General features: G+C 64.6%; 23 protein-coding genes. 2 read left to right on the forward strand and 21 right to left on the reverse strand.

What is annotated here, in order from left to right; translation table 11 throughout:
• Positions 1–331: 331 nt before the first annotated feature.
• From AC0L2J_RS23295 to AC0L2J_RS23310, 4 genes are all read right to left on the reverse strand, one after another.
• Positions 332–589, reverse strand: coding sequence for a hypothetical protein (locus tag AC0L2J_RS23295; protein WP_007610742.1), 258 nt, complete (start codon positions 587–589; stop codon positions 332–334).
• A 111-nt stretch (positions 590–700) separates the two neighbouring features.
• Positions 701–913: a hypothetical protein gene (locus tag AC0L2J_RS23300; protein WP_473394669.1), complete on the reverse strand. Its 213-nt coding sequence runs from the start codon at positions 911–913 to the stop codon at positions 701–703.
• Positions 914–1,060: 147 nt separating this feature from the next.
• Positions 1,061–1,237, reverse strand: coding sequence for a hypothetical protein (locus tag AC0L2J_RS23305; protein WP_473394670.1), 177 nt, complete (start codon positions 1,235–1,237; stop codon positions 1,061–1,063).
• Between the two features lie 105 nt (positions 1,238–1,342).
• Positions 1,343–3,079, reverse strand: a complete 1,737-nt coding sequence (locus tag AC0L2J_RS23310; protein ID WP_473394671.1) for an adenylate/guanylate cyclase domain-containing protein — start codon at positions 3,077–3,079, stop codon at positions 1,343–1,345.
• A 324-nt stretch (positions 3,080–3,403) separates the two neighbouring features.
• Between AC0L2J_RS23310 and AC0L2J_RS23315 the strand changes: the two genes are divergently transcribed.
• Complete coding sequence (locus tag AC0L2J_RS23315; RefSeq protein WP_473394672.1) at positions 3,404–5,593, forward strand: lytic transglycosylase domain-containing protein; 2,190 nt, start codon at positions 3,404–3,406, stop codon at positions 5,591–5,593.
• Positions 5,594–5,752: 159 nt separating this feature from the next.
• Here AC0L2J_RS23315 and AC0L2J_RS23320 read toward each other — a convergent pair whose 3' ends face one another.
• The 16 genes from AC0L2J_RS23320 to eno form a co-directional block, all read right to left on the reverse strand.
• Positions 5,753–6,721, reverse strand: coding sequence for a tripartite tricarboxylate transporter substrate binding protein BugD (locus tag AC0L2J_RS23320; RefSeq protein ID WP_063996207.1), 969 nt, complete (start codon positions 6,719–6,721; stop codon positions 5,753–5,755).
• An 86-nt stretch (positions 6,722–6,807) separates the two neighbouring features.
• Entirely contained in the window at positions 6,808–8,049 is a 1,242-nt protein-coding gene (locus tag AC0L2J_RS23325) for a threonine synthase (RefSeq protein ID WP_473394673.1), read from the reverse strand.
• Between the two features lie 164 nt (positions 8,050–8,213).
• On the reverse strand, positions 8,214–9,632 hold the full coding sequence (gene lpdA, locus AC0L2J_RS23330) for a dihydrolipoyl dehydrogenase (RefSeq protein WP_473247875.1): 1,419 nt from the start codon (positions 9,630–9,632) through the stop codon (positions 8,214–8,216).
• Between the two features lie 17 nt (positions 9,633–9,649).
• A complete protein-coding gene (locus tag AC0L2J_RS23335) occupies positions 9,650–9,877 on the reverse strand; it encodes a hypothetical protein (RefSeq protein WP_007610765.1) in 228 nt (75 codons plus the stop codon).
• Positions 9,878–9,897: 20 nt separating this feature from the next.
• Entirely contained in the window at positions 9,898–11,247 is a 1,350-nt protein-coding gene (locus AC0L2J_RS23340) for a pyruvate dehydrogenase complex dihydrolipoamide acetyltransferase (RefSeq protein WP_473394674.1), read from the reverse strand.
• A 60-nt stretch (positions 11,248–11,307) separates the two neighbouring features.
• Positions 11,308–11,760 (reverse strand): nucleoside deaminase, encoded by a 453-nt coding sequence (locus AC0L2J_RS23345; RefSeq protein ID WP_007590624.1) that lies wholly within the window; start codon positions 11,758–11,760, stop codon positions 11,308–11,310.
• A gap of 2 nt (positions 11,761–11,762) precedes the next feature.
• Positions 11,763–12,065 (reverse strand): DUF5076 domain-containing protein, encoded by a 303-nt coding sequence (locus tag AC0L2J_RS23350; RefSeq protein WP_007590623.1) that lies wholly within the window; start codon positions 12,063–12,065, stop codon positions 11,763–11,765.
• A gap of 3 nt (positions 12,066–12,068) precedes the next feature.
• Positions 12,069–13,457: a pyruvate dehydrogenase complex E1 component subunit beta gene (locus tag AC0L2J_RS23355; protein ID WP_007610773.1), complete on the reverse strand. Its 1,389-nt coding sequence runs from the start codon at positions 13,455–13,457 to the stop codon at positions 12,069–12,071.
• A gap of 29 nt (positions 13,458–13,486) precedes the next feature.
• The gene (gene pdhA / locus AC0L2J_RS23360; RefSeq protein WP_007590620.1) at positions 13,487–14,509 is read right to left on the reverse strand and encodes a pyruvate dehydrogenase (acetyl-transferring) E1 component subunit alpha; all 1,023 of its coding nucleotides are present in this window, start codon (positions 14,507–14,509) and stop codon (positions 13,487–13,489) included.
• A gap of 265 nt (positions 14,510–14,774) precedes the next feature.
• Positions 14,775–16,292 (reverse strand): aldehyde dehydrogenase, encoded by a 1,518-nt coding sequence (gene adh / locus AC0L2J_RS23365; protein ID WP_473394675.1) that lies wholly within the window; start codon positions 16,290–16,292, stop codon positions 14,775–14,777.
• A 310-nt stretch (positions 16,293–16,602) separates the two neighbouring features.
• Entirely contained in the window at positions 16,603–17,565 is a 963-nt protein-coding gene (locus tag AC0L2J_RS23370) for a helix-turn-helix domain-containing protein (protein WP_473394676.1), read from the reverse strand.
• A 153-nt stretch (positions 17,566–17,718) separates the two neighbouring features.
• Entirely contained in the window at positions 17,719–18,036 is a 318-nt protein-coding gene (locus tag AC0L2J_RS23375; RefSeq protein WP_007590617.1) for an FtsB family cell division protein, read from the reverse strand.
• 237 nt (positions 18,037–18,273) lie between these two features.
• Entirely contained in the window at positions 18,274–18,825 is a 552-nt protein-coding gene (locus AC0L2J_RS23380; protein WP_473394677.1) for an NADPH-dependent FMN reductase, read from the reverse strand.
• Between the two features lie 176 nt (positions 18,826–19,001).
• Positions 19,002–20,000 carry an MBL fold metallo-hydrolase gene (locus tag AC0L2J_RS23385; protein ID WP_063996200.1) on the reverse strand — a complete coding sequence of 333 codons (999 nt, stop codon included), beginning with the start codon at positions 19,998–20,000 and terminating at the stop codon, positions 19,002–19,004.
• A 120-nt stretch (positions 20,001–20,120) separates the two neighbouring features.
• On the reverse strand, positions 20,121–21,254 hold the full coding sequence (locus tag AC0L2J_RS23390; protein ID WP_473394678.1) for a zinc-binding dehydrogenase: 1,134 nt from the start codon (positions 21,252–21,254) through the stop codon (positions 20,121–20,123).
• Between the two features lie 34 nt (positions 21,255–21,288).
• Positions 21,289–22,572: a phosphopyruvate hydratase gene (gene eno, locus AC0L2J_RS23395; protein ID WP_007610783.1), complete on the reverse strand. Its 1,284-nt coding sequence runs from the start codon at positions 22,570–22,572 to the stop codon at positions 21,289–21,291.
• Between the two features lie 124 nt (positions 22,573–22,696).
• Between eno and queF the strand changes: the two genes are divergently transcribed.
• Complete coding sequence (queF, locus tag AC0L2J_RS23400) at positions 22,697–23,185, forward strand: preQ(1) synthase (protein ID WP_473394679.1); 489 nt, start codon at positions 22,697–22,699, stop codon at positions 23,183–23,185.
• Between the two features lie 34 nt (positions 23,186–23,219).
• On the opposite strand, the gene glsA is transcribed toward queF, so the two are convergent.
• The gene (gene glsA, locus AC0L2J_RS23405) at positions 23,220–25,094 is read right to left on the reverse strand and encodes a glutaminase A (RefSeq protein ID WP_473394680.1); all 1,875 of its coding nucleotides are present in this window, start codon (positions 25,092–25,094) and stop codon (positions 23,220–23,222) included.
• Positions 25,095–25,175 lie beyond the last annotated feature (81 nt).

Genomic DNA, 25,175 nt, shown 5'->3' on the forward strand with positions numbered 1-25,175 from the left:
ACGCTGCCGCGTCCACCGCAAGCCCGGCTCGCAATCAAGACGACAACGAGATCGCCCCTCAAGGATGAGCCGGGATGGGCGACACATACGCCAAAACCGAATTTCGGTAAAGTGGAATATTTTGCCCGAGTGGATTGACACGGGCGTATCGAGAAATGGTCAGATGTTTTGCCCGACGGGCAACCGCGACGGCTTCGTGGCGCCTGGCCGTCGGGTTTGTCGAGACGGTTTGGACAGCGGTCGCCTTGCGGCGCTGGGTCCGGTCATAGCCATGACCGGACCTCAGCGACTTAACCTAGGCGCCTCGCCCTCTTCTCCTTAAACGGGCGGGCTACGCCCGCCCCCTCGGACGCTGAGCCTGAGCCCAGGCCGCGGTGACGTCGCGCGGCGGGACGTCGACGCGCCGGATCGGCGTCAACTCGCCGGAGGCGGAGATGATCGCAGTCTCCTCGCGGCGGCAGCGCGGGCACACGAAGCGGACCTCGTTTGGCGAAGCCGACCAGCTCGAACGTTTCACATTGGCCGCCATCGGCCAGGCCGCGCAATGCGAGCATGACACCAGGAACCGACCGGGATCGAGCATACCCATTCCAAAGGACTCCGCGTCCTGCCATCGCTTCAATGATTAATCCATGTGAATCGTTCCGGTGCCAAAACACCGTCAAGGCACCGTCGGCCCCAAACCAGAAGGCGGAGCGGCTCAGCGGGCGCCCTTGAGCGTGCACGACGTGGTGCAGGTGACCGTGTTGCCGTGGTCGCACGCCTTGCAGGCGGCGACGCACTGGTTCATGTCGCGGGGATTGAAAGAGGTGTAGGTCCGCATCGCGCAAACCGGGGTCGAGCCGGTGATGTCCTGCTCCTGGTTGCAGGCTGCCGTCATGAGTCCAAACATGATGACCGCAAGGAGGCGCATGGGATCGCCCTGTAAGGCAAGACAAAACAATCTCCCGAGGCACGCTGCACCGCAACGTATCCCAGCATTCCCACAGCGGAGAAGCAGCAAGCGTCCCCGTATCTGCATTGAGGATGCGCGCCAAGTGTTAAGAACGGATTGCCGGCGTCAGGCCGCAGCTTTGCCCGCGATGGCCTGCCGCATGTCCACCGCCAGCTGGCGATACTGCTCCGAGAGCTTCAGATAAAACTCGCGCTTGGTGCTATCGGTGGCGAGCCTGGCGATCAGCTCGCATTCAGCGGTCAGCGTCTCGAACCGTTCGAGCCTGTTCTCAAGTTCTGTCATCGGCGTGTCCCCGTCAAACGCCTCAAGGACACCAAACCTAAGCCCGGGAAATAGGTCACGGCGAACATCGTTATCGAGTAGAATCAATTTTTCCCGCGGCGGCGGCTATTTCTGCTCCAGCCGCCACGCGCCGTCCCAGCCCTCGCCCGGCGGATTGGCCTCGAATTGCGCAATACGGGCAAGCATTGCGCGCGAAGGACCGTCGCCCGGGACGGCTTCAAGTGCCGCGTTGAAGCCGGCGCGGGCCTCGTCGAAGCGGCGGGCGCGATAGGCGGCGAGGCCTCCAGCGTAGTGCGAACGCAGGCTCTCATGCGCGGCCGTGAGTGCGCCTGCCCGGCCCATCACCTCGAAGATTGTTTGCGCCGCGCTCTGGCCGGCGACTGCAAGACGATCGACCTCGCGCAATTCGAAGTGCGAGCCGGTCGCATCCGCCGTCGCCTGCGAGATCAGGATACGGGTGCCATAGGCCTTGTTGACGGCCTCCAGCCGCGAGGCGAGGTTCACGGCATCGCCCATCACGGTGAAGCTCATCATCAGCTCGGAGCCGATGCTGCCGGTCAGGACCTCGCCGGTGGCGATGCCGATGCGCAGGTCGCAGGGCGCGGGCATGGCGCGGATGCCGAGCAGGTCAGGCAACTGCTTCTGCAGTGCCGGCAACTGCTCGGCCATGTCGAGCGCGGCGAAGCAGGCAAGCTGAGCCTGCTCCTCCTCCTCGATGAAGGGCGGGCCCCAATAGGACATGATGGCATCGCCGATATATTTGTCGATGATGCCGCGGTTGCTCCTGATCGGACCGGACATGACGGTGAAATAGTGGTTCATCACCCTGACCAACCCGCGCGGAGTCATACCCTCGCTCATCGCGGTGAAGCCGCTCATGTCGCAGAACATGATGGTCATCACCCGGCGTTCGCCATCGATCGCGACCTCCGGCCGGTCGATCAGCCCCTGCACCACCTTGGGATCGATGTAGCGACCGAATGTCTCGCGGACGCGCTCATTGTGCCTGAGCTGCTCGGTCATGCGGTTGAAGGCTGCGGCCAGCTCGCCGATCTCGTCCTGGGTGGAGACGGTGATGGTCTTGTCGAAGCGGCCGGCCTCGACCTCGCGCGTGCCGGCGAGCAGCAGCCGCACTGGGCGCGTAATGCCGCTGGATACCAGGAGCGCAAAGGCAAATCCGAGCACCGCCGCCAGCAAGGTCACGACTCCCGACACGATGATCGCCTGGTATTGTCGGCTGATCACCTGCGACGTCGAGAAGAAGACCTGCGTCAGCATGTCGCCGCGGATCGCGTCGACCTTCCGGTTGAACGCATCGCGCAGCGAATCGAGCTGTTCGAGCGTCCCGCGGGCCTCGGCCATGTCCTTGGCCTCGATCTGCTTGAGCAGCTTCATATTGCCCTCGTCCAGATTGCGCCGCAGCTCGGCGACAGCGCTTTCGATACGAACGTCGAGCCGTGCCAGTGCGGCGTTGTCGGAATAGGTCCTGGGGTCGTCGATGATGGCGTTGATGAGCTTGCGCGCGGTCTCGGCCTCCTCCTCGAACTTGTGGTCCAATGCCTCGAAGTCGCGAAGCCGCGCCGCGTAGCCCTCCTCGTCCGATGGCAACTGCATCTTCGTCATGACCATGCGCCGCAGCGCCAGCGCCCGCTCCAGCGAGCGGATATTGGCGCGGGCGAGATGGCTGTACGCCGGGATGTAACGGTTGGTCAGCTCGTCCAGCAGGACGCCGACCTGGCTCGACATCACCATCGACAGGATCGAGGTGACCAGCATCAGGACGATCAATCCGAGGGCGATGCCGACGATCTTGCGCCGGATCGACTGGTTGAAGAGCGGCATGGGATGTGCGGCAAATGGGCTGAAGGAACTACTATGGAACCCAATACACGCTATTTGGCCGAGGGAATACGCACAATCCGGCCCGTGTGGCGCCGAGAGCCGCCCGCAACCGTCGCGCGAGCCCGATTGGTTAATAAAGGTTAAGAGTCCCGCTCTATCCGCCGTTGCACAAGTTCCCGCCTTCATCCGTATTTTGCCGCATTGTTGCGGGAGCGTGAGGAATGCGAAACGATGTCGTGTCACCGTTTTTGACGCCGTTTTGATTCTCGAGCCGCATCTCGTCGCGGACTTTGGTTTGTACTGGTTTCGCAGGGGGACCACGGAATGAACCAGTGCCTACGCTCGCTCGCGTGCGTCGTTGCCGTGGCCGCTTTGGCCTTCATCCCTACCGAGCTGGCAGCGAAGAGCAGTCACAAATCGTCCGCGCCGAAGAAGACGCATGAGGCGAAAGCCGGCAAGCAGCGCCACGCCTCCACCGGCAAAGCGCGGCACGGCAAGCATGCCGAGGCCAAGCGCAAGTCGAAGAAGCAGGACGACGCGCCCTCGGACAAGCCGGCAGCCCCGCCGCTGACCGGCGATCTCGCCGCGCTGAAGGATGCCATCGATCTCGCGCGGAAGGGCAAGACCGAGGATGCGAGCGCGGCACGCGACCGCATTGCCGACCCAGCCGGACAGAAACTCGCCGACTGGTTCATGCTGCGCCATTCCGAGAGCACGGCGAACTTCAGGCGCTACGCCGCCTTCCTCGCCGCCAATCCGGACTGGCCGAGCAGCGCGCTGCTCCGCCGCCGTGCCGAAGCGCGGCTGTGGCAGGAGAAGGCCGACGCGGCGACCGTGCACAAATTCACGATGGACCGGCCGACCAGCGCCAAGGGCAAGTTCGCACTCGCCCGCGTGCTGATGACCGAGGGCGACAGCGACAGGGCCGCGCGTCTGGTGCGCGATGCCTGGCGCACCGACGAATTGTCCGAGCGCAGCGAGGAAGACTCCTACGAAGCGTTTCGCGATCTCCTGACCACCGAGGATCATCGTGCCCGCATGGACAAGCGTCTTGGCGCCAAGGACTATTCAGGTGCGCGGCGCGCAGCCAAGCGGCTCGGCGAGGATGCGCTGGCGATCGTCAAGGCCTGCGCCGCGGTCACCGGCAAGGCCAGCAAGGCCAAGGATTATCTCGAGGACGTCTCAGCCGAGGCGCGGCGCGACCTCGGCTATGTACTGTGCCGCGCGCAATGGCATCTCCAGAATGACCGCATCGACGACGCGGCCGAGGTGATCCTGGCCGCCGCGCCCGATACGATGGCGGCGCAAGACACCGACGCCTGGTGGCGCGAGCGCCGCCTGCTGGCGCGAAAGCTGCTCGACCAGGGCAAGTTCAAAACCGCCTACGACGTCGTGCGCTCTGCGGCCGTGCCCGCGATGGAAGTCTATCGCGTCGACTATCACTTCATGTGCGGCTGGATCGCGCTGCGCTATCTCGAGGACCCCAAGGCGGCGATGAGGCACTTCGCCGCGATCGACGAAGGCTCGTCCAATCCGATCGCGCTGTCGCGCGCGCATTATTGGCGCGGCCGCGCGGCCGAGGCGATGAACGCAACCGCCGATGCGCGTTTGAGCTATCAGGCGGCGGCGCGCTATCCGACGGCCTATTACGGCCAGCTCGCCCGCGCCAGGCTCGGCCTCGACCGCATCGAGCTGCGCGCGCCCTCGCCTGTGTTGGCAGCAGTCGACACGCCGCCCGCGGACGAGCGCGTGCGCGCCGCCGACATGCTCTATGGCGTCGGTGAGCGCGACATGGTGTTTTACTTCGCCGAGGATTTCGCCAAGGAGAGCACCGACGTCGCGGCACTCGAAGCGCTCGGCGAGCTCGCCGGCCGGCGCAACGATGCGCGGGTGATGCTGGAGGTCGGCAAGTCGGCACTGGCGCGCGGGCTCGCGCTCGATCACTACGCGTTCCCGACCATCGGTATTCCTGAACATAAGCAGGTCGCGCCCGCGATCGACCCCAGCGTGATCTATTCGGTGGCACGCACCGAAAGCTCGTTCGACCAGCGCGACAAATCGGCCGCCAATGCAGTCGGGTTGATGCAGGTGACGCCGGAAGCGGGCCGCGACACCGCAAAGCGCTTCGGCCTGACCTATGACTGGGACAAGATGGTCTCCGATCCCGTCTACAACACGCAGATGGGCGCGGCCGAGCTCAGCGCACTGATGTCGGAATACCGCGGCAACCAGATCATGACCTTCGCCGGCTACAATGCCGGCCGTGGCCGCGTGCGCGAATGGGTGCAGGCGCGCGGCGACCCCAGGGATCCCAAGATCGACCCGGTCGACTGGGTCGAGCGCATCCCGCTGTCGGAGACGCGCAACTACGTCCAGCGCGTGATCGAGAACGTGCTGGTCTACCGCGCCCGGTTCGAGGGCAGCGGCATGATCGCCGGCAAGAGCGACCAGCGCGTCGTGACCAAGGACGCGGCGGCCGTGGCGACTCCGGTGGGATTTATGGGAACGGAGTAGCCGCTTACGTCCGCTCTATCCCCTCATCCTGAGGAGCCTGCGAAGCAGGCGTCTCGAAGGATGAAGGCCCAGCTGCCCCGTGGCCATCCTTCGAGACGGCCGCTTTGCGGCCTCCTCAGGACGAGGTCGGAGGGTGTGGCGCACAAGCGCCGCGCTGCCTCAATCCACCTTGATGTTCGCCGCCTTGATCATCGGCCACCACTTCGCGATCTCCGCCTTCTGGCGCGCGCCAAGCGCTTCGGGCGTGAGCTGATCCTGGGGTGTCATCTCCAGCCCCTGGCTTTCGAGCTGCTTCTTCACGCCGGGATCGTTCAGCGCTTCCACGGCTGCGGCATTGAGTTTGGCGACGATCGCCTTCGGCGTGCCTTTCGGCACCCACATGCCGGACCAGAGCGTCATGTTGAAACCCTTCAGGCCGGCCTCCGCCGCCGTCGGGATGTCGGGCGCCGAGGACAGGCGCTTGTCGTCGGTGATGGCGTAAGCGCGAATGGTGCCGGCGCGGACCTGGTTGATGGAGTTCGAGGTCTGGTCGACGATGACGTCGATCTGGCCGGCGATCAGATCGTTCAGGGCGGGCGCGGTGCCGCGATACGGTACGTATTGCAGCTTGATGCCGCTGATGCTCTCGAAATAGACCCCGGCGATATGGCTGCCCGAGCCCGCGCCGGCGGTGCCGGCGGTCGGCGGCGATGGCCGCGACTTCAGCCAATCCAGCAGCTCCTTCAGCGAGGTCGCGGGCACCGCGTTCTTGCTGACTACGATCATCGGATTGCTCGGCAGCAGCACCACCGGCTCCAGGTCCGCGACCAGATCGTAATTGAGCTTGTAGACGGCGCCGTTGGCGACGTGGGTGCCGAGATGGCCGAACGAGATCGTGTAGCCGTCGGGGGCCGAATGCAGGGCACGGCCGACGCCAATCGAGCCGCCCGCGCCAGTGACGTTCTCGATCACCAGCGGCTGGCCGAGCGCCGTGCGCATCCGCTCGGCAAGCACCCGTGCCATCGCATCCGACGGACCGCCGGCGGCGAAGGGCACGATGATGGTGATCGGACGCGAGGGATAGTCGTCGGCGCGCGCGGCGCCTGCAACAGCGAGAATAGCAATCAGCGCAGCCCAGGCGGCCTTCATTGTCTTCTCCCAACGGTGTCATTGTTGCTTTTGTCTCTTCCCGCGTACGGGAAGAGGGATCGTTCGTGAAGAGACGAAATGCCGCGCTAGAACTGCGAATAGTCGATCGGCTTGTGGCGATCGAGCGTCCGGGTGACCGGCGGCAGCGGGTATTTCAGGCCGGTGGCGCAGTTGAACAGCATCACGCGGTCGGTCGTGCTGACGCGGCCGTCGGCGAGGCTGTCCTTGTAGGCGGCGTAGGTTGCAGCACCTTCGGGGCAGAGCAACAATCCCTCCTCGCGCGCGACCTCGTTCAGCGCCGACGAGATCTTGTCATCGTCGACCGCGATGGCAAAGCCCTTGCTCTCGCGGACAGCGCGCAAAATGAGAAAGTCGCCGATCGCCTGCGGCACGCGAATGCCTGACGCGATGGTGTGGGCGTCCTCCCAGCGCGTCGCATGCTCGGTGCCGGCCTCATAGGCGCGCACCATCGGCGCGCAGCCGGAGGCCTGCACCGCAACCATGCGCGGGCGCTTCGAGCCGATGAAGCCGATCTTCTCGAGCTCGTCGAAGGCCTTCCACATGCCGATCAGGCCGGTGCCGCCGCCGGTCGGATAGAAGATCACGTCGGGCACGTCCCAGCCGAGCTGCTCGGCGAGTTCGAGCCCCATCGTCTTCTTGCCTTCGATCCGGTACGGCTCCTTCAAGGTCGAGGTGTCGAACCAGCCGACTTTCGCCTTACCCTCGCCGACGATCTTGCCGCAATCGTCGATATAACCGTTGACGCGGTAGACGGTCGCGCCCTGCAGCTCGATCTCGCTGACATTCACCTCGGGCGTATCGGCCGGGCAGAAGATTGTGGTCTTGATGCCGCAGGAGGTCGCATAGGCCGCGAGCGCGGCGCCGGCATTGCCGTTGGTCGGCATCGCCATGTGCTTGATGCCGAGCGCCTTGCCCATCGACACCGCCATTACGAGGCCGCGCGCCTTGAACGAGCCGGTCGGCAGCCGCCCCTCGTCCTTGACGATGATCTCGCCGCCGCCGAGCTTTGCGCCGAGCTTGGGCAGCCGGATCAGGGGCGTGGTGACCTCGCCGAGCGAGACGATGTCCTGGCATTTGCGCACCGGCAGCAGCTCGCGGTAGCGCCACATGTCGGCAGGGCGCTGCGCCAGCGCGTCCTTGGTCAGCGCCTTTTTCACGCCCGCGAGGTCATAGCGCACGAGGAGCGGCTTGCCGGCCTTGGAGAGGTTGTGGACCTGGTCGGCGGGATAATGGTCGCCCTCCATCGCGCATTCGAGATGGGTAACGAAGCTCGGGCGTTCGATAGTGAGGTTATCGTTGTCGTGCATGGGGTGGTTTCCTTCTTGTTCTGGTGTTCTCAATGTCTATCCCGTCACCCTGAGGTGCCGGAGCGAAGCGGAGGCCTCGAAGGGTGACGAGCCCGGCTGCTGTATCTCGGCCGTGCATCCTTCGAGGCTCGCTGCGCTCGCACCTCAGGATGACGGGTCTGATGTCAAATATTCAGCACCCTTCCATAAGCATCCAGCACGGCTTCCTTCATCATCTCCGACAGCGTCGGATGCGGGAAGACCGTGTGCATCAGCTCCTCTTCCGTCGTCTCAAGGTTCATGGCGACGACGTAGCCCTGGATCAGCTCGGTGACCTCCGCGCCGACCATGTGCGCGCCGAGCAGCTGACCGGTCTTCTTGTCGAAGATGACCTTGACCAGGCCCTGGTCCTCGCCGAGCGCGATGGCCTTGCCGTTGCCGACGAAGGGGAAGCGGCCGACGCGGATCTCGCGGCCGTTCTCCTTGGCCTTGGCTTCGGTGAGGCCGACGGAGGCGACCTGCGGGTTGCAATAGGTGCAGCCGGGGATCATCAGCTTGTCCATGGGGTGCGGATGCAGGCCCTTGATCGCCTCGACGCAGATCACGCCTTCGTGCTCGGCCTTGTGGGCCAGCATCGGGGGACCCGCGACGTCACCGATGGCATAGATGCCGGGAACGTTGGTCTTGCCGTAGCCGTCGATCACGATGCAGCCGCGCTCGGTTTTGACACCGAGCTTTTCGAGACCGAGATTCTCGATATTGCCGACGACGCCGACGGCCGAGATCACGCGCTCGAACTCGGCGGTCTGCTTCGCCTTGCCGTCATCGAGCGTCGCGACCACGCTGTCGCTCTTCTTCTCCAGCTTCGTCACGCCCGTGTTGGTGAGGATCTTGATGCCCTGCTTCTCGAGGCGCTTGCGGGCAAGAGCGGCAATCTCGGCGTCCTCGACCGGCAGGATCTGCGGCAGCACCTCGACCACCGTGACGTCGGAGCCCATCGTCTTGAAGAACGATGCGAACTCGATCCCGATCGCGCCCGAGCCCATCACCAGCAGCGATTTCGGCATCCGCTCCGGCACCATCGCCTCGAAATAGGTCCAGATCAGCTTCTTGTCGGGCTCGAGCCCCGGCAGCACCCGCGGCCGCGCGCCGGTCGCGACGATGATGTGCTTGGCCTGATAAGCCCCCTCGCCGAGCGTGCCCTTGGGTCCCTCGACGTCGGACTTCTTCACCGTCACCTTACCGGGCGCGTCGATCGAAGCCGCGCCCCAGATCACGCTGACCTTGTTCTTCTTCATCAGGAAGCCGACGCCGTCGTTCAGCCGCTTCGAGACGCCGCGCGAGCGCTGCACCACGGCCTTGGGATCGAATGAGATGTTATCGGCGGACAGCCCGTAATCCTTGGCGTGCTGCATGTAGTGGTAAATTTCGGCCGAGCGCAGCAGCGCTTTGGTCGGGATGCAGCCCCAGTTCAGGCAGATGCCGCCGAGATAGGATTTCTCGACGATCGCGACCTTGAAGCCGAGCTGGGCGGCGCGGATCGCGGTGACATAGCCGCCGGGACCGGAGCCGATGATGATGATGTCGAAGGATGTATCGGCCATGGCGGCTCCCGTTCAACTCAAGTGGCGCCGCGGGCGCGGCGCCTGGAAATCAAAACCCTGACCAGCCATTCGAGCAGGATCGCGCCGGCCATGATAGCCAGCGCGATCATAATGACCGCCTGGCCGATGCTCCGTGCCAGCTGCTCGCCGGCAAAGAACGCGGAATGCAGAATATCGAGCCCGACCGGATTGAGTGCAACCACAGCCGAGAGCAACAAGGAGATCCAGGGCCAGCGCGTTCGCATTCACCCCGCGCCTCCCCGGGCTACACCATCATCATCACAGGGTTTTCGATCAACTGCTTGAAGGCACCGATCAGTTCGGCGCCGAGCGCGCCGTCGATGGCGCGGTGATCGCAGGACAGGGTCACGCTCATCATGTTCGCGATCTCGATCTTGCCGCCGCGGACCACAGGCCGCTCCTCGCTGGTGCCGACCGCGAGGATGGTCGCATGTGGCGGATTGATCACGGCGGTGAAGTGGCTGATGCCGAACATGCCGAGGTTCGAGACGGCCGTGGTGCCGCCCTGGTATTCTTCGGGCTTCAGCTTGCGCGAGCGGGCGCGGGTCGCAAAATCCTTCATCTCGTTTGAGATGGTCGACAGCGTCTTGGTCTCCGCCTTGCGGATGATCGGCGTGATCAGGCCGCCGGGCATCGCCACCGCGACGCCGACGTCGGAATGGTGGTGCTTGACCATGCCGGATTCGGTCCAGCTCACATTGCAGTTCGGAATCTTCTGCAGCGCCACCGCCATCGCCTTGATGACGAAGTCGTTGACCGAGATCTTGTAGAGCGGCTTCTTCTCCTTGTCCTTGGGAGCAGCCGCATTGATCTCCTCGCGCGCGGCGAGCAGCTTGCCGATGTCGCAGTCGATGGTGAGGTAGAAGTGCGGGACGTTCTGGATCGACGCGGTCAGGCGCTGCGCAATCGTGCGGCGCATGCCGTCATGGGGGACGACGTCGTAGGAGCCGGGTTCGAACAGCGACAGGATCTGCTTGTCCGACATGGTCGGCGCGACCGAGGGCGCGCCGGACGGCGTCGCCGCGGGAGCCTTGAGGCCCTTGCCTGATTTGGCCTGCTCGACGTCGCGGGCCACCACGCGGCCATGCGGGCCGGTGCCGGTCACCATCGCAACATCGACGCCGGCTTCCTTGGCGAGACGACGCGCCAGCGGCGATGAGAACACGCGGCCGGCATGGCCGTTGCTCTGCGCAGCCGGTGCTGCAGCCTGCGGTGCAGGTGCGGCGGCGGGCGCCGGCGCGGCCTTGGGCGCAGCAGGCGCAGGAGCCGATGCGGCAGTGGGAGCTTCCGCCGCTTTCGGAGGTGCTGCCGAGGCGCTGGGCTTGGCTGCACCTGCCGCCTTCACGTCCTCGCCCTCGCCGGCCAGCACCGCGATCACGTCGTTGACCGGGACGTCCTGCGTACCCTCGGGCACGAGGATCCTGGCGATCGTGCCCTCGTCGATGGCCTCGACCTCCATGGTCGCCTTGTCGGTCTCGATCTCGGCGATGACGTCGCCGGATTTGACCTTGTCGCCTTCCTTCTTCAGCCACTTGGCGAGGTTGCCCTTCTCCATCGTCGGCGAAAGAGCGGGCATCAGGATGTTGATGGGCATGCTGACCTCAAGAAGAACTTTGCAAAAATCCGTCTCCGGACCGAAGACGGACAGACCAGGTTAGTTGCCGATGTCGCCCTGCCACAGGCGCTCATTGGCAGGGATGGAACGCCAATTCTTCATCATGGTGATTGAGCGGTCGTCGGCAAGGTCGATCCAGGGGATGCCGAACTTGTCGAGGATGTCCTTGGACCCCTCGAAGGTGACGGACTCTCCGATCACCACGAGCTTGACCTTGAACAGCGCGAGCGCCCCGGCACACATCGCGCATGGCGACAGCGTGGTGTACATAACGGTATCGTGGAACGAAATCGCACCCGCCTCGCGCAGGCAACTCATCTCGCCGTGCAGGATCGGGTTGTTCTCCTGCACGCGGTTGTTGTGGCCGCGGGCGATCACCTTGTTGTCGCGGGTCAGCACGGCGCCGATCGGCAGGCCGCCTTGCGCGATCGAGGCTTCCGCCTCGCGGATCGCCTCCAGCATGAAATCGAAATGATAGGATTCGATCGCCACGGTCAGTGCCCTTTCCCGCGCGGCGTCGTGGTGCCGGTGTCGGTGGGACGCTCGATCTCGGCCTGGAACATCTCGATGATCCGGTTCAGCGCGTCCTCCTCGGTGTATTCGCTCTCGCGCGCATAGGCGCGCGCGGCATGACGGGCGAGATCGACGAGCAGCAGGCCCCACATGTCGGGCTCGTCGAAAGCCCGCTGGAACGCCATCGACAGCCCGCCGTCCAGCACGAAGACGCGCAGGATCTCGACCGCATCATCGCGGACGAGGACGTCGGGTGGCAATGGCTGCTCCTTCGGGCCCGCCATGGTCTACCTGTAGCAGACGGCTTTGGCGGCCTCGACCACCTCTGCCGCCGAGGGCAGCGCGAGCTTTTCCAGGTTCGCGGCATAGGGCATCGGCACGTCCTTGCCGGAGACGCGGGTTACAGGCGCATCCAGATAGTCGAAGGCATGCTCCATGATCCGCGCGGCGATCTCGGCGCCGACGCCGCTCTGGGCCCAGCCCTCTTCCACCGTGACGGCACGTCCCGTCTTCTTGACCGAGTTGACGATCGTCTCGGTGTCCATCGGGCGCAGCGTGCGCAGGTCGATCACTTCGGCCTCGATGCCGTCCTTGGCGAGTTCGTCGGCGGCCTTCAGCGCGTAGCTCATGCCGTTCGACCACGAGATGATGGTGACATGGCTGCCCGAGCGCACGATGCGCGCCTTGCCGATCGGAATCACGAAATCGTCGAGCTTCGGCACCTCGCCGGTGTGGCCGTAGAGCATTTCGTTCTCGAGGAAGATCACCGGGTTGGGATCGCGGATCGCAGCCTTGAGCAGGCCCTTGTAATCAGCGGCCGAGAACGGCGCGACGACCTTGAGGCCTGGGACGTTCGAATACCAGGACGAATAATCCTGGCTGTGCTGAGCGGCCACGCGGGAAGCGGCGCCGTTGGGCCCGCGGAACACGATCGAGCAGCCCATCTGGCCGCCGGACATGTAGAGCGTCTTGGCCGCGGAGTTGATGATCTGGTCGATCGCCTGCATGGCGAAGTTGAAGGTCATGAACTCGACGATCGGCTTCAACCCGCTCATCGCGGCGCCGACGCCGATGCCGGCAAAGCCGTGCTCGGTGATCGGCGTGTCGATGACGCGCTTGGCGCCAAATTCCTGAAGCAGCCCTTGCGTCACCTTGTAGGCGCCTTGGTATTCGGCGACCTCTTCGCCCATCACGAAGACGTCGGCGTCGCGGCGCATCTCTTCGGCCATGGCATCGCGGAGGGCTTCGCGGATGGTCTGCGTCACCATTTCGGTGCCGGCAGGCACTTCCGGATCGGGCTCTGCGACGGCCTGCGGTGCCGGCGCAGCTTTGGGAGCTGGAGCCTCGGCCTTCGCGGCGGCAGGAGCTGCGGATTCGGCCGCCTTCTGCTGCTGGGCAGGCGCGGGCGCCTTGGCGAGATCGGCGGCACTCTCGCCATCGGCCAGAATCGTCGCGATCGGCGTGTTCACGGCCACGTCGGCGGTGCCCTCGGGGATCAGGATCTTGCCGAGCGTACCTTCATCGGTCGCCTCGACTTCCATGGTCGCCTTGTCGGTCTCGATCTCGGCGATGACGTCGCCGGACTTGATCGTCTCACCCTCTTTTTTCAGCCATTTGGAGAGGTTGCCCTTCTCCATCGTGGGCGACAACGCGGGCATCAGCACTTGAATTGGCATATCGACTCCAAAAGAAAGCTTGCGCGCGTTCAGCGGTAAATATCGGTCCAGAGCTCGGCGGCATCCGGCTCGGGATCATGCTGGGCGAAATCGGCGGACGCGTTGACGATGTCGCGCACCTCGGCGTCGATCGCCTTCAGATCCTGCTCACTGACCTTGGCGGCCAACAGGCGGTTGCGCACCTGCTCGATCGGATCCTGGTCGTGGCGGACTTTTTCGACCTCCTCGCGCGTTCTGTACTTTGCGGGATCGGACATCGAGTGGCCGCGATAACGGTAGGTCTGCATCTCCAGGATGAAGGGTCCCTTGCCGGCGCGGCACCACGCCGCCGCCTCGTCGCCGGCGGCCTTGACGGCACGGACGTCCATGCCGTCGACCTGCTGGCCGGGAATGTTGAAAGAGGCGCCGCGCTTGGAGAAATCCTGCTGCGCCGAGGCGCGCGAAACCGAGGTGCCCATGGCGTAGCGGTTGTTCTCGATGACGTAGATCACCGGGAGCTTCCAGAGCTCCGCCATGTTGAAGCTCTCATAGACCTGGCCCTGGTTGGCCGCACCGTCGCCGAAATAGGTGACGCTGACATTGTCGTTGTCGCGATAGTGATTGGCGAAAGCGAGCCCGGTGCCGAGCGAGACCTGGGCGCCGACGATGCCGTGACCGCCGTAAAAGTGCTTCTCCTTGCTGAACATGTGCATGGAGCCGCCCTTGCCCTTGGAATAGCCGCCGCGACGGCCAGTGAGCTCGGCCATGACGCCGTTGGCCTCCATGCCGGTGGCGAGCATATGGCCGTGATCGCGATAGCCGGTGATGACCTGATCGCCCGGCTTCAGGGCCATCTGCATCCCGACCACCACGGCCTCCTGGCCGATATAAAGGTGGCAGAAGCCGCCGATCGCGCCCATGCCGTAGAGCTGGCCGGCCTTTTCCTCGAACCGCCGGATCAGGAGCATGTCGCGGAGCGCCTTGAGCTCCTGCTCTCTGGTGAATTCCGGGGGCGAACCGCCGTCGGTCTTGTCCTGTGCAGTGCTTGCGGCGGCTTTCTTGGGTGCGGCCATGGGAATTCCGGGTCAGAGAAAACTTCAGCCCTCTCTAACCCAAGTCAAACGCCCTTGGAAAGCACCGCGGCGGCATGGCACGACTTTCATTATGCCGCACTGCAACGTGATCGTAATATTGCAAAATCTTTGACGCGGATCGGGCAACAAATCGACACGGTCGCCGCACGCGCAGATTCGTGACCGCGTCAAGCAACGTTGCCAACGCGGTCCCGACATTTGGAACGGGCGGCGCAGAACAGCGCAGCCCTCTCTGCCCGCCCGATCAGAAGAAGCCGAGCTTCTTGGGGCTGTAGCTGACCAGCAGGTTCTTGGTCTGCTGGTAGTGATCGAGCATCATCTTGTGGGTCTCGCGCCCGACGCCCGACTGCTTGTAGCCGCCGAAGGCCGCATGCGCGGGATAGGCATGGTAGCAGTTGGTCCAGACCCGGCCGGCCTGGATCGCCCGGCCGAAACGGTAGCAGCGGTTGGCATCGCGACTCCAGACGCCGGCTCCCAAGCCATAGAGCGTGTCGTTGGCGATCGCGAGCGCCTCGTCGTCGGTCTTGAAGGTCGTGACGGAGACGACGGGCCCGAAAATCTCCTCCTGGAAAATTCGCATCTTGTTGTGACCTTCGAACACCGTCGGCTGGACGTAGAAGCCGCCGGCGAGATCGCCGCCGAGCTCGGCGCGACCGCCGCCTGCCAGCACCTTTGCTCCTTCCTGTTTGCCGATGTCGATGTAGGAGAGGATCTTTGCGAGCTGCTCGCCGGAAGCCTGCGCGCCAATCATGGTGTCGGCCGCGCGCGGGTCGCCCTGTTTGATCGCGGCGACGCGCTTCAGCGCCCGTTCCATGAAGCGGTCATAGACGTCGGCATGGACCAGCGCCCGGCTCGGACAGGTGCAAACCTCGCCCTGGTTCAGCGCGAACATGACGAAACCTTCGATCGCTTTGTCGAAGAAGTCGTCGTCTTCGGCGGTGACGTCGCTGAAGAAGATGTTGGGCGACTTGCCGCCGAGTTCGAGCGTGACGGGAATGAGGTTCTGGCTGGCATATTGCATGATCAACCGGCCCGTCGTGGTCTCGCCGGTGAAGGCGATCTTGGCGATGCGCGGGCTGGACGCGAGCGGCTTGCCGGCTTCCAGGCCAAAGCCGTTGACGATATTGAGGACGCCGGGCGGCAGAATGTCGCCGATGATCTCGGCCCAGACCATGATCGAGGCCGGGGTCTGCTCGGCCGGCTTGAGCACGACGCAATTGCCGGCGGCGAGCGCGGGCGCGAGCTTCCAGCAGGCCATCAGCAGCGGGAAGTTCCAGGGGATGATCTGGCCGACTACGCCGAGCGGTTCGTGGAAATGGTAGGCGACGGTGTCGTGATCGATCTCGCCGATCGAGCCTTCCTGGGCGCGGATGGCGCCGGCGAAATAGCGGAAATGATCGATGGCGAGCGGGAGGTCGGCGGCGCGGGTCTCGCGGATCGGCTTGCCGTTGTCCCAGGTCTCGGCGATGGCGAGACGCTCGAGATTGTCTTCCATGCGGTCGGCGATCCGGTTCAGCATCGCGGCGCGCTCGGCGACGCTGGTGCGGCCCCAGGCGGCCTTCGCGGCATGCGCTGCGTCGAGAGCTGCCTCGACGTCCTGCGCGTCGGAGCGCGCGATCTTGCAGACGATCTGGCCCGTCACCGGCGAGGCGTTGTCGAAATACTTGCCGGAGATCGGCGCGACGAATTTGCCGCCGATGAAATTGTCGTAGCGTTCGGCGAAGGGAATTTTGGTGACGCTGAGGAATTCTACCTTGTTCATTGATCACTCCCGATGTTTGCTGTTTGCGCAATTCGTCGCGTGGTCGCGACTTGCGCCGACGATGTCGCGGGAGGCGGCTTCTGTCAGCCCTGATAGGCGCGATGACGGCACCGACCTGTCGCAGTTCTGCGACAGGTGACGAGGCTGCACGTCGTGCCGCCGCACGTAATGATGCCGCCGCACATACTGACCTCATCCTGAGGAGCGCGCTCTTGCGCGCGTCTCGAAGGATGGCTGGGGGTGACGGCAGGGCATCTTGTGGTTCGAGATGACCGCTTCGCGATCCTCACCATGAGGGTCTATCAGCAGCTCAATGCGCGTTCAGCTCGAACCGCTTGAGCTTCCTGTGCAGCGTGGCGCGGCTGACGCCGAGGGCCTTGGCGGCCGCCGAGACATTGCCGCCCGCGCGCAAGAGCGCCCGCTGCAACACTGCTCGCTGACCGCCGGCAAGATGGTCGCGCGCGGTGTCGCCGCCGAGAAGATCGGCGGCGGGCATCGGCTGCAACGCCCGGCCGGGCGCAATCCCGAGTCCCGCTCGGGCGGACCGGGTCGCACCGATCACGAGATCGTCCGCATCGACCGCAACGAGGCCGCCGCACTGGCCGTCCGCAGCTTGCGTCAGCACGATGCGGGCATGGGCGAAGGCCCTGCGAAACAGATCGGCCTCGACACGCCTGGCCGCCTCGCCGGCCGCGAGCGCGATCAGACTGGAAAACACGTCGGTGCGGTCGGCGCGGCAGGAGGAGACGTCGAGCACGCCCGCGAACGCAGCCTCATGGTCGTAGATCGGAACGGCAGTGCAGCTCAGAAGCGTGTTGCGGGTGAAGAAATGCTGGTCGCGGTCGATCGTCAGCGGACGCTGCTCGACGAGGCAAGTACCGATGCCGTTGGTGCCCTCATGCTCTTCGCTCCAGAGCGCGCCGGTCCAGAGGCCCCAGGACTGAAAAGTCGCGTCGTCCGCCGGAGTGCCGCGGCGATCGACCGGCACGCCCTCGCCGTCAGCGAGAAGCACGCAGCAGCCGCTGGCGCCGACCGCCTGGTAGAGCCGGTCCATCGCACCTCGCGCAGCGGCGAGCAGCGGCGCGACGCGCTCCCGCGCGCGGTGCAGCTCGGCTTCGCTCAGCCGGTTCGGCGAGCTACGGCCGGCGGGATCGAGACGATGCAATCGGGATGAACGGCGCCACGAGGCCACGAGCGACGAGCGTGCCGCTTGGCCCGACGTAATGGCGGCCTCGACACGGGCCGCGTGATGCCGGGGGGATTGCCCATTCATCACTGTTTCCTCCGGGTGTCAATTTAGAGCGTGCCGGCACGGCCCGGTTGATCTGCGTCAACCCTGGCCATAGCGCCGGAAGCCATGAGCCGGTTGCCACGATCCCGTCAAGGCGGCAATCCGGTTGCAGTCCTTCAACTTGAGGAAGAGTTGTCAGTTCGCCGGGATCGTCCGGACGAGATCACGCGGATTGACGTAGTCGAGCTGGAAGCGCGCCCGCTCGTCCAGCATGTCGGGGTCGATCTTCGCGGAGCGCAGCAGCGAAACGCGCTGCTCGCTCCTGGCGCGCTCGCGCTTGAGCTGGGCCAACTCGCTGGTCAGCGCCACGATCTCCTGGTCGAGCTCCTGGCGGGCGTTGAGGCCGTACTTGCCGGTATATGCGTTGACGCCGAAATAGCCGACGATGGCGGCCGCCATCGCATAGAGGGCAAGACCGGTCAGGATCGATTTCAGGCGCGCGCGGGAGACCATCCTGGGAAGATGGGACAGGTTGGTTAAGGGCGTGCTAATTTCGGGCGGCTGGGCCCCGCGCGCGACGCTAGCGGACCCTCATGGTGAGGAGGCGCAAAGCGCCGTCTAGCGGACGATGCTTCGCATCGCCGCGAGAACCATGAAGGCCCGGCAATTTCCCGGAGCCATCCTTCGAGACGAACGCCTCGCGTTCTTCTCAGGATGAGGGCCCACGCTGTGGCTGCGGACGATTTAGCCTCAGCCGTGGTGCTTCGCGACGTGCACCGCAAACGCGTCGATATAGGCCTGGAGCACGGGCTTCAGGGACTCCTTGGTCAAATTGCCGTCGGCATCGAAGGCGTCGCCCACCCCGGTCAGATAGGCCTCCGGCTGCTGCATGATCGGGCCGGAAATGCCCGGCAGGATGTTCTGGAGCGTCTTGGCGGCGCTGACGCCGCCGAGGGGGCCCGGCGAGTTCGCGATGATGCCGACCGGCTTGCCGTTGAACGAGCTCTTGCCATAGGGCCGCGAGGCGACGTCGATGGCGTTCTTCAGCACGCCCGGGATCGCGCGATTGTATTCCGGCGTGACGAAGATGACGCCGTCTGACTTCTGAAGTTTTTCGCGGAAGGACAGCCAGTCGGCCGGCGGCGCGCCCTCGAGGTCCTGGTTGAAGAACGAGATGCCGGCCGGCGTGACGACCTCGAGCTTGAGCGAGGCCGGCGCGAGCTTGGCGAGCGCATTGGCGATCTTCAGCGAAAAGCTGTCCTTGCGCAGGCTGCCGGCGATCGTGACGATGTTATAGGCCATGGAGTGTCCTCGAAATCTTCAGCGGGAGTGCCGGGGCGGCACTTAAGCGATCCCGAGTGATGGATGCAAGTGCATGGACCGGTCGGATTTGGAAACGCTGGGTTTCTGAACGGTTGCCCAAATAATCAGGCCGCCAAGTGGCGGCCTGACTCCTTGGTACAAATCCGCAAATCGGCTCAGATCGTCGGATTCCACGCCGACGGGATCAGGCGATATTTGGCGCCGTCCTTCTCGACATGGCCGACCGAGGGGAAGGTGAAGTGGAAGCCGATCACGGTCGCCTTCTCCGCCGCCGCCATGTCGTAGAACTTGTGGCGGGTCTCCTGCGCCAGCGCAGCATCGGTGTCGAACACCACATGCCAGTCCGGATTGCGCAGGAAGAACTCGGGGATGTTGGTGACGTCGGACTGGATCAGCACCTTGGCATCGCCAGAGGCGACCGCGAACGAGGTGTGGCCCGGGGTGTGGCCGGGCGTCGCGATCGACGTGATGCCCGGCGCGACCTCCTTGCCCCACTCGTACTTCGTCACCTTGGATTCGAGGCCGGCAAAGGTCTTCTTCACATTGGCGAAATAGTTCTTCATCATCCCGTTCGACTCGGCCTTGGCGGCGTTGTCCTCGCTGGTCCAGAACTCCCAGTCCTTGCCCGGCACCATGATCTCCGCATTGGGGAAGGCAAGCGCACCGTCGGCGAGACGAATGCCGTTGGTGTGGTCGGGATGCAGATGCGAGAGCAGCACGATATCGATGCTCTTGGGGTCGACGCCGGCGGCCTGGAGGTTCTGCAGCGTGCGGCCCACCGCGCCCTTGCTGGGCTCGAGATTGGCGACACCGTTGCCGGTATCGATCAGCACGAGCTTGGAGCCGGTGTTGATGAGCTGCGGGTTGAACGGCACTGTGACCATGCCCTTCGGCATGTAGGCCGCCTCGCCCGCGGCCAGCGCTTCCTCCTTCGGCGCGTTGACGACGAACTTGTCCGGCATCGGGAACGTGCGCGCACCGTCATTGATCGACGTGCACTCGTAGCTGCCGACCTTGTAGCGGTAGAAGCCAGGCGCCTGGGTGCCGGCTTGCGGCACCGCGGCATTGGCGGTGGTCGATCCAAGCTTGGTCATCGCAGCCGCACTGAGGGCGGCGGCGCCTGCGAGCAAATGGCGGCGGTTGAGATCGGTCATGGAGAAGTCCCCTTCTGAGCGCGCCTTGCGGTTTTTCCGCTTTCAATGGCGGCGGAATAATCTCCCGCCTCGCTCAGAAGGCAAGACCTTCTTTGGGTGACGTGCCGTCGCACGTGGCGATTATTTATTTGGGTTGATGAGGAATTTTTCGCCGGTGGCGCGTTTGGCGTAGACCGCGATGTTGGCGGGATCGAGCGCCTCGGAAAGCGACACCACCTTGGTGTAGTGGCTGGCAAACGTGGTCTTCAGTTCGTCGACCACGCGCTGGCGCAGCCTGGCCCCGTCCGCCTGCCCGATCTTCATCAGGAACGGAAACAGCAGCCAGCCGCCCACGCCCCAGGCCATGCCGAAGCCGCGCGGCAGCTCGATCGGGCGGACATCGAGCGCGCCATAGACATAGACCTGCTTGTGCACGTTGGAGCCGTAGCGGCTGTATTCCTTCGCGGTCTTGTTGATCGCGACTTCCATGCAGTTGAGGATGTCGCCGGCGAGCTTACCGCCGCCGATGGCGTCGAATGCGATGGTGGCGCCGGTCTCGACCAGCGCGTTGGTGAGATCATCGAGGAAGCTCGGCGCAGTGGAATCGATGACATATTTGGCGCCGATCTTGTGCAGGATGTCGGCCTGCTCCTTGCTGCGCACGATGTTGACCAGCGGGATGCCGTCCTTGATGCAGATCTTGTTCAGCATCTGGCCGAGATTGGAGGCGGCCGCAGTGTGCACCAGCGCCTTGTGACCCTCGCGCCGCATGGTCTCGGTCATGCCGAGCGCGGTCAACGGATTGACGAAGCAGGAGGCACCTTCGGCCGGCGTGGTGCCTTCCGGCAGCGGCAGGCACTCGCGCACTTTCAACGTGCGATACTGCGTATACATCGCGCCGCCGATCATGGCGACGGTCTTCCCCATCAGCGCCTTCGCGGCATCCGACGAGCCCGTCCTGATTACGACGCCCGCGCCTTCGTTACCGACCGGCATGGACTCATCGAGCCGGCCTGCCATCGCCCGCATCGCGCCTTCCGGCACCTTCGCGGTGATGACGGGAGCGTCTTTGGTGCCCGAAGCCTTTGCCGTGCTCATGTCGGCCGCGCCGATGAGGAGCCCGAGATCAGACGGATTGATCGGCGCCGCCTCGACGCGGACGACAACCTCGTCCGCGGCGGGCTCGGGGGTCGGCACGTCGAGCAGCGAGATTTCGAGCTCACCGCTCGTCTTGATCAGCGAACGCAGTTGCAGGCCGGTCTTGCCGTCGCTCATGTCGATCCTCCCCTGTCTTTGCCCGAGCGCTGGCTTATGCCAGCGCCTTCAACGCCGCCTTGCCGCCGTAGAGCGCCTGCTTGCCGAGCTGCTGCTCGATGCGCAGGAGCTGGTTGTATTTGGCGGTGCGATCGGAGCGCGCAAGGGAGCCGGTCTTGATCTGTCCGCAATTGGTGGCGACCGCGAGGTCGGCGATGGTGGAATCCTCGGTTTCGCCGGAGCGATGCGACATCACCGAGGTGTAGCCGGCCTTGTGCGCCATCTCGACGGCGGCGAGCGTCTCGGTCAGCGTGCCGATCTGGTTGACCTTGATCAGGATCGAATTGGCCCGTCCGGCCTTGATGCCTTCGGCGAGGCGCTTGACGTTGGTGACGAAGAGATCGTCGCCGACGAGCTGGCACTTCTTGCCGATGAGGTCGGTCAGCTCTTTCCAGCCGTCCATGTCGTCTTCCGACATGCCGTCCTCGATGGTCACGATCGGATAACGCGAGACGAGGTCAGCAAGGTACTTGGCCTGTTCGGAGATCGAGCGGGTCTTGCCCTCGCCTTCGTAGACGTACTTGCCGTCCTTGAAGAACTCGGTCGAGGCGCAGTCGAGGCCGATGACGATGTCGGAGCCCGCCTTGTAGCCGGCCTTGCCGATCGCGTTCATGACGAATTCGAGCGCGGCGTCCGCCGATGGCAGGTTCGGGGCAAAGCCGCCCTCGTCGCCGACATTGGTGTTGTGGCCCGCCTTCTTCAATTCGGACTTCAGGGTGTGGAAGACCTCCGCGCCGTAGCGCAGGCCCTCGGCAAAGGACGACGCGCCAACCGGCAGGATCATGAACTCCTGGAAATCGATCGGGTTGTCGGCGTGCATGCCGCCATTGATGATGTTCATCATCGGCACCGGCAAGAGACGCGCCGAGGTGCCGCCGACATAACGGTAGAGCGGCATGTCGAGCGAGTTCGCGGCCGCCTTGGCGCAGGCGAGCGACACGCCGAGGATGGCGTTGGCGCCCAGCCGGCTCTTGTTCGGCGTGCCGTCGAGGTCGATCATGATCTGGTCGAGCTGGGCCTGCTGCTCGACATCGAGGCCGCTCAACGCCTCGAAGATCTCGCCGTTGACGGCGCCGACCGCCTTGGTGACGCCTTTGCCGAGATAACGGGCCTTGTCGCCGTCGCGCAGTTCCACCGCCTCATGGGCGCCGGTGGAGGCGCCGGACGGCACGGCAGCACGGCCGAGCGCACCATCTTCCAGCACGACGTCGACCTCGACGGTGGGATTGCCCCGGCTATCCAGGATTTCGCGTCCGATGATGTCGATGATGGCGGTCATGAGGGCCTCTTTTCGGGGGACTAAGCGGTCAGTTGGGGTGCTTCTACCGCAATGCATCGAAGCGGAAAAGGCCGGGTGACGGCCGCACGATGATTGGCTAAGAGGGCGCCACGGAGGCGGACTGATGTCGAAAAAGCCCAGCAAATCGAAGAACTCAAGCTCGGATTCAGCTGCCCTGCAGCTTGGCCGCGCCGTGGAATGGCCGGATGCGCCCAAGAAGGCGAAACTCGATCGCGTGCCCAATCCGCAAGGAGGCACCGACTATCTGGTCCGTTTCACCGTGCCCGAATTCACCTCGCTCTGCCCGGTCACGGGACAGCCGGATTTCGCACATCTGATGATCGACTACGCCCCCGGCCAATGGCTGCTGGAGTCGAAGTCGCTCAAGCTCTACATCGCGAGCTTCCGCAATCACGGCGCCTTCCACGAGGACTGCACCGTGATGATCGGCAAGCGCATCGCGAGCGAGATCAAGCCGAAGTTCCTGCGCATCGGCGGCTACTGGTATCCGCGCGGCGGCATCCCGATCGACGTGTTCTGGCAGACCGGCCGCGCGCCGAAGGGATTGTGGGTGCCCGAACAGGGTGTCGCGCCCTATCGCGGGCGGGGCTGAACGTTTCCAGTCTCCAGGAAGCAGTGCGTTCCGGCTAATAAGCGCTGAGCAGGTCGACCTTGGCGTTGGCCGCCACCAGCCGCCGCGCCAGGATCGCGGCGAGGTTGCGCATGATCTTCAGCGCGGTCTCGGGATGCAGCCGGCGGTAGTCGGCAAAACTGTCGAGCGGCAGTTCGAGGCAGGTCACGAGCGTATCGGCGAAGACATCGGCGCTGCGGCTTCTCTCGAGGATTGCCATCTCGCCGAACTCCATGCCGGGGCCGAGCGAGGCCAGCCGCACGCCGCTTCGCAATTTGACGCTGACCATGCCGCTCTGGAGGAAGAACAGCGAATTGGCGAGCGTGCCGGCCGCGACGATGCGCTGGCCGGCAGAGTAGTGGCGCGTGGTCGAGAGCTTGACGATGGCGGCGATCTCGTCGGCGTCGAGCTCGGCCAGCAGCGCTTGATCGCCGAGATGCACGCTCTCCTTCATGTCGGTAAAGCCGCCGAAGCGATAGATCACCTGGTCCTCGGCCCATTCGATCGCATCGTCGAGCAGCGCAAAGCGCCGCAGTCTCCGCGGATCCGCCGTGCGCGCGGAAATCGCGGCCCATACCGCGGACGTCTCCTCGATGCCTGATAGAACCGTGGTGATGCCTGCATTGTTGAGCGCCGTCAGCGTCTCACCCAGAAGCTCTGCGCCGGCTGCGGTGATGTCGGGGACGCGGCGGAAATCGATGATCAGGAGCGGCGCGTTCGGCGGCTCACTGGTGAGTCTTCGTGTGACGTAGTCAATGGTGCCGAAATTGAGCGCGCCGACGAGCTCGAGGATGCGGATATCGCTGTGGCGATCGTCGAGAATCTGCTGCTCGTGCGGCTGGCGGCTGCGACGCGACGAGATGCCGTAGATATCATAGTCGGCCATGACGCTGCTGCGTACGTCGGCGTTGCGGTTGAGCATGTGCAGGTCGAACCGCGCCGACAGCGCCTCGCAGACCTTGAGGCCGCGCACGCTGTTGAAATGATTGTCCAACAGCGGCGAAAAGGTGCCGAGCCCAAGTTGCGAAGGCAGCGCCGCGACGATGCCACCGCCGACGCCGCTCTTGGCGGGGATGCCGACGCGATAAGTCCACTCGCCGGCATAGTCGTACATGCCCGAGCTCGTCATCACCGACAACGTGCGGGCGACGATGTGCGGCGTGATCACCTGCGCACCCGTCACCGGGTTGATGCCGCGATTGGCGAGCGTTGCCGCCATCACCGCCAGATCGCGCGCAGTCACCAGGATCGCGCATTGACGGAAATACACGTCAAGCACCGCATCGACGTCGTCAGGTAGCACCGCGTAATTGCGCAACAGCCACGCGATCGCACGATTGCGATTGCCGGTCGCGGTCTCCGAGGCGTGCACGGCCTCGTCGACGCCAAGCTCGCGGCCGGCGAACTGGCTAAGCTTTGAGCGGACGCGCTCGAAGGCGCCCTTCCCATCCACCTCGTAGATCAGGCCCGAGCAGGCGATCGCACCGGCGTTGACCATGGGATTGAAGGGGCGGTTGTCGTTGGTGAGCCGGATCGAATTGAAGGCCTCGCCGCTCGGCTCGACTCCGATGGTGGCCGCGACGCGCTCCTCGCCCACCGTCTCCAGCGCCAGGGCGAACACGAAGGCCTTCGAGACCGACTGGATCGTGAATGGCACCGCGCTGTCGCCGACCTCGTAGACGTGGCCATCGATCGTGACGAGCGCGATGCCGAAATGGTCGGGGTTGGCGCGCTTCAACTCGGGGATGTAGTCGGCAAGTTCGCCCGAATTGTCGGCCCGGAATTCTTCGTAACAAGCGGTCAGGAAGCGCCGGAGCGGGGGTTTGGTGGGATATCCCGTCGATCGGGGCACGCTGGCTGCGCTGGGCGAACGGCTGGTCTGGGCGTCCACGATCTCACACCTCGATTTGCCCAAAATCGAAGCAATTCGTGTGCCATGTATACGGGGCCGACGGTGTCTTGGTGGGGCCGA

The sequence above is a fragment of the Bradyrhizobium sp. MV1.5 genome, assembly GCF_055807615.1.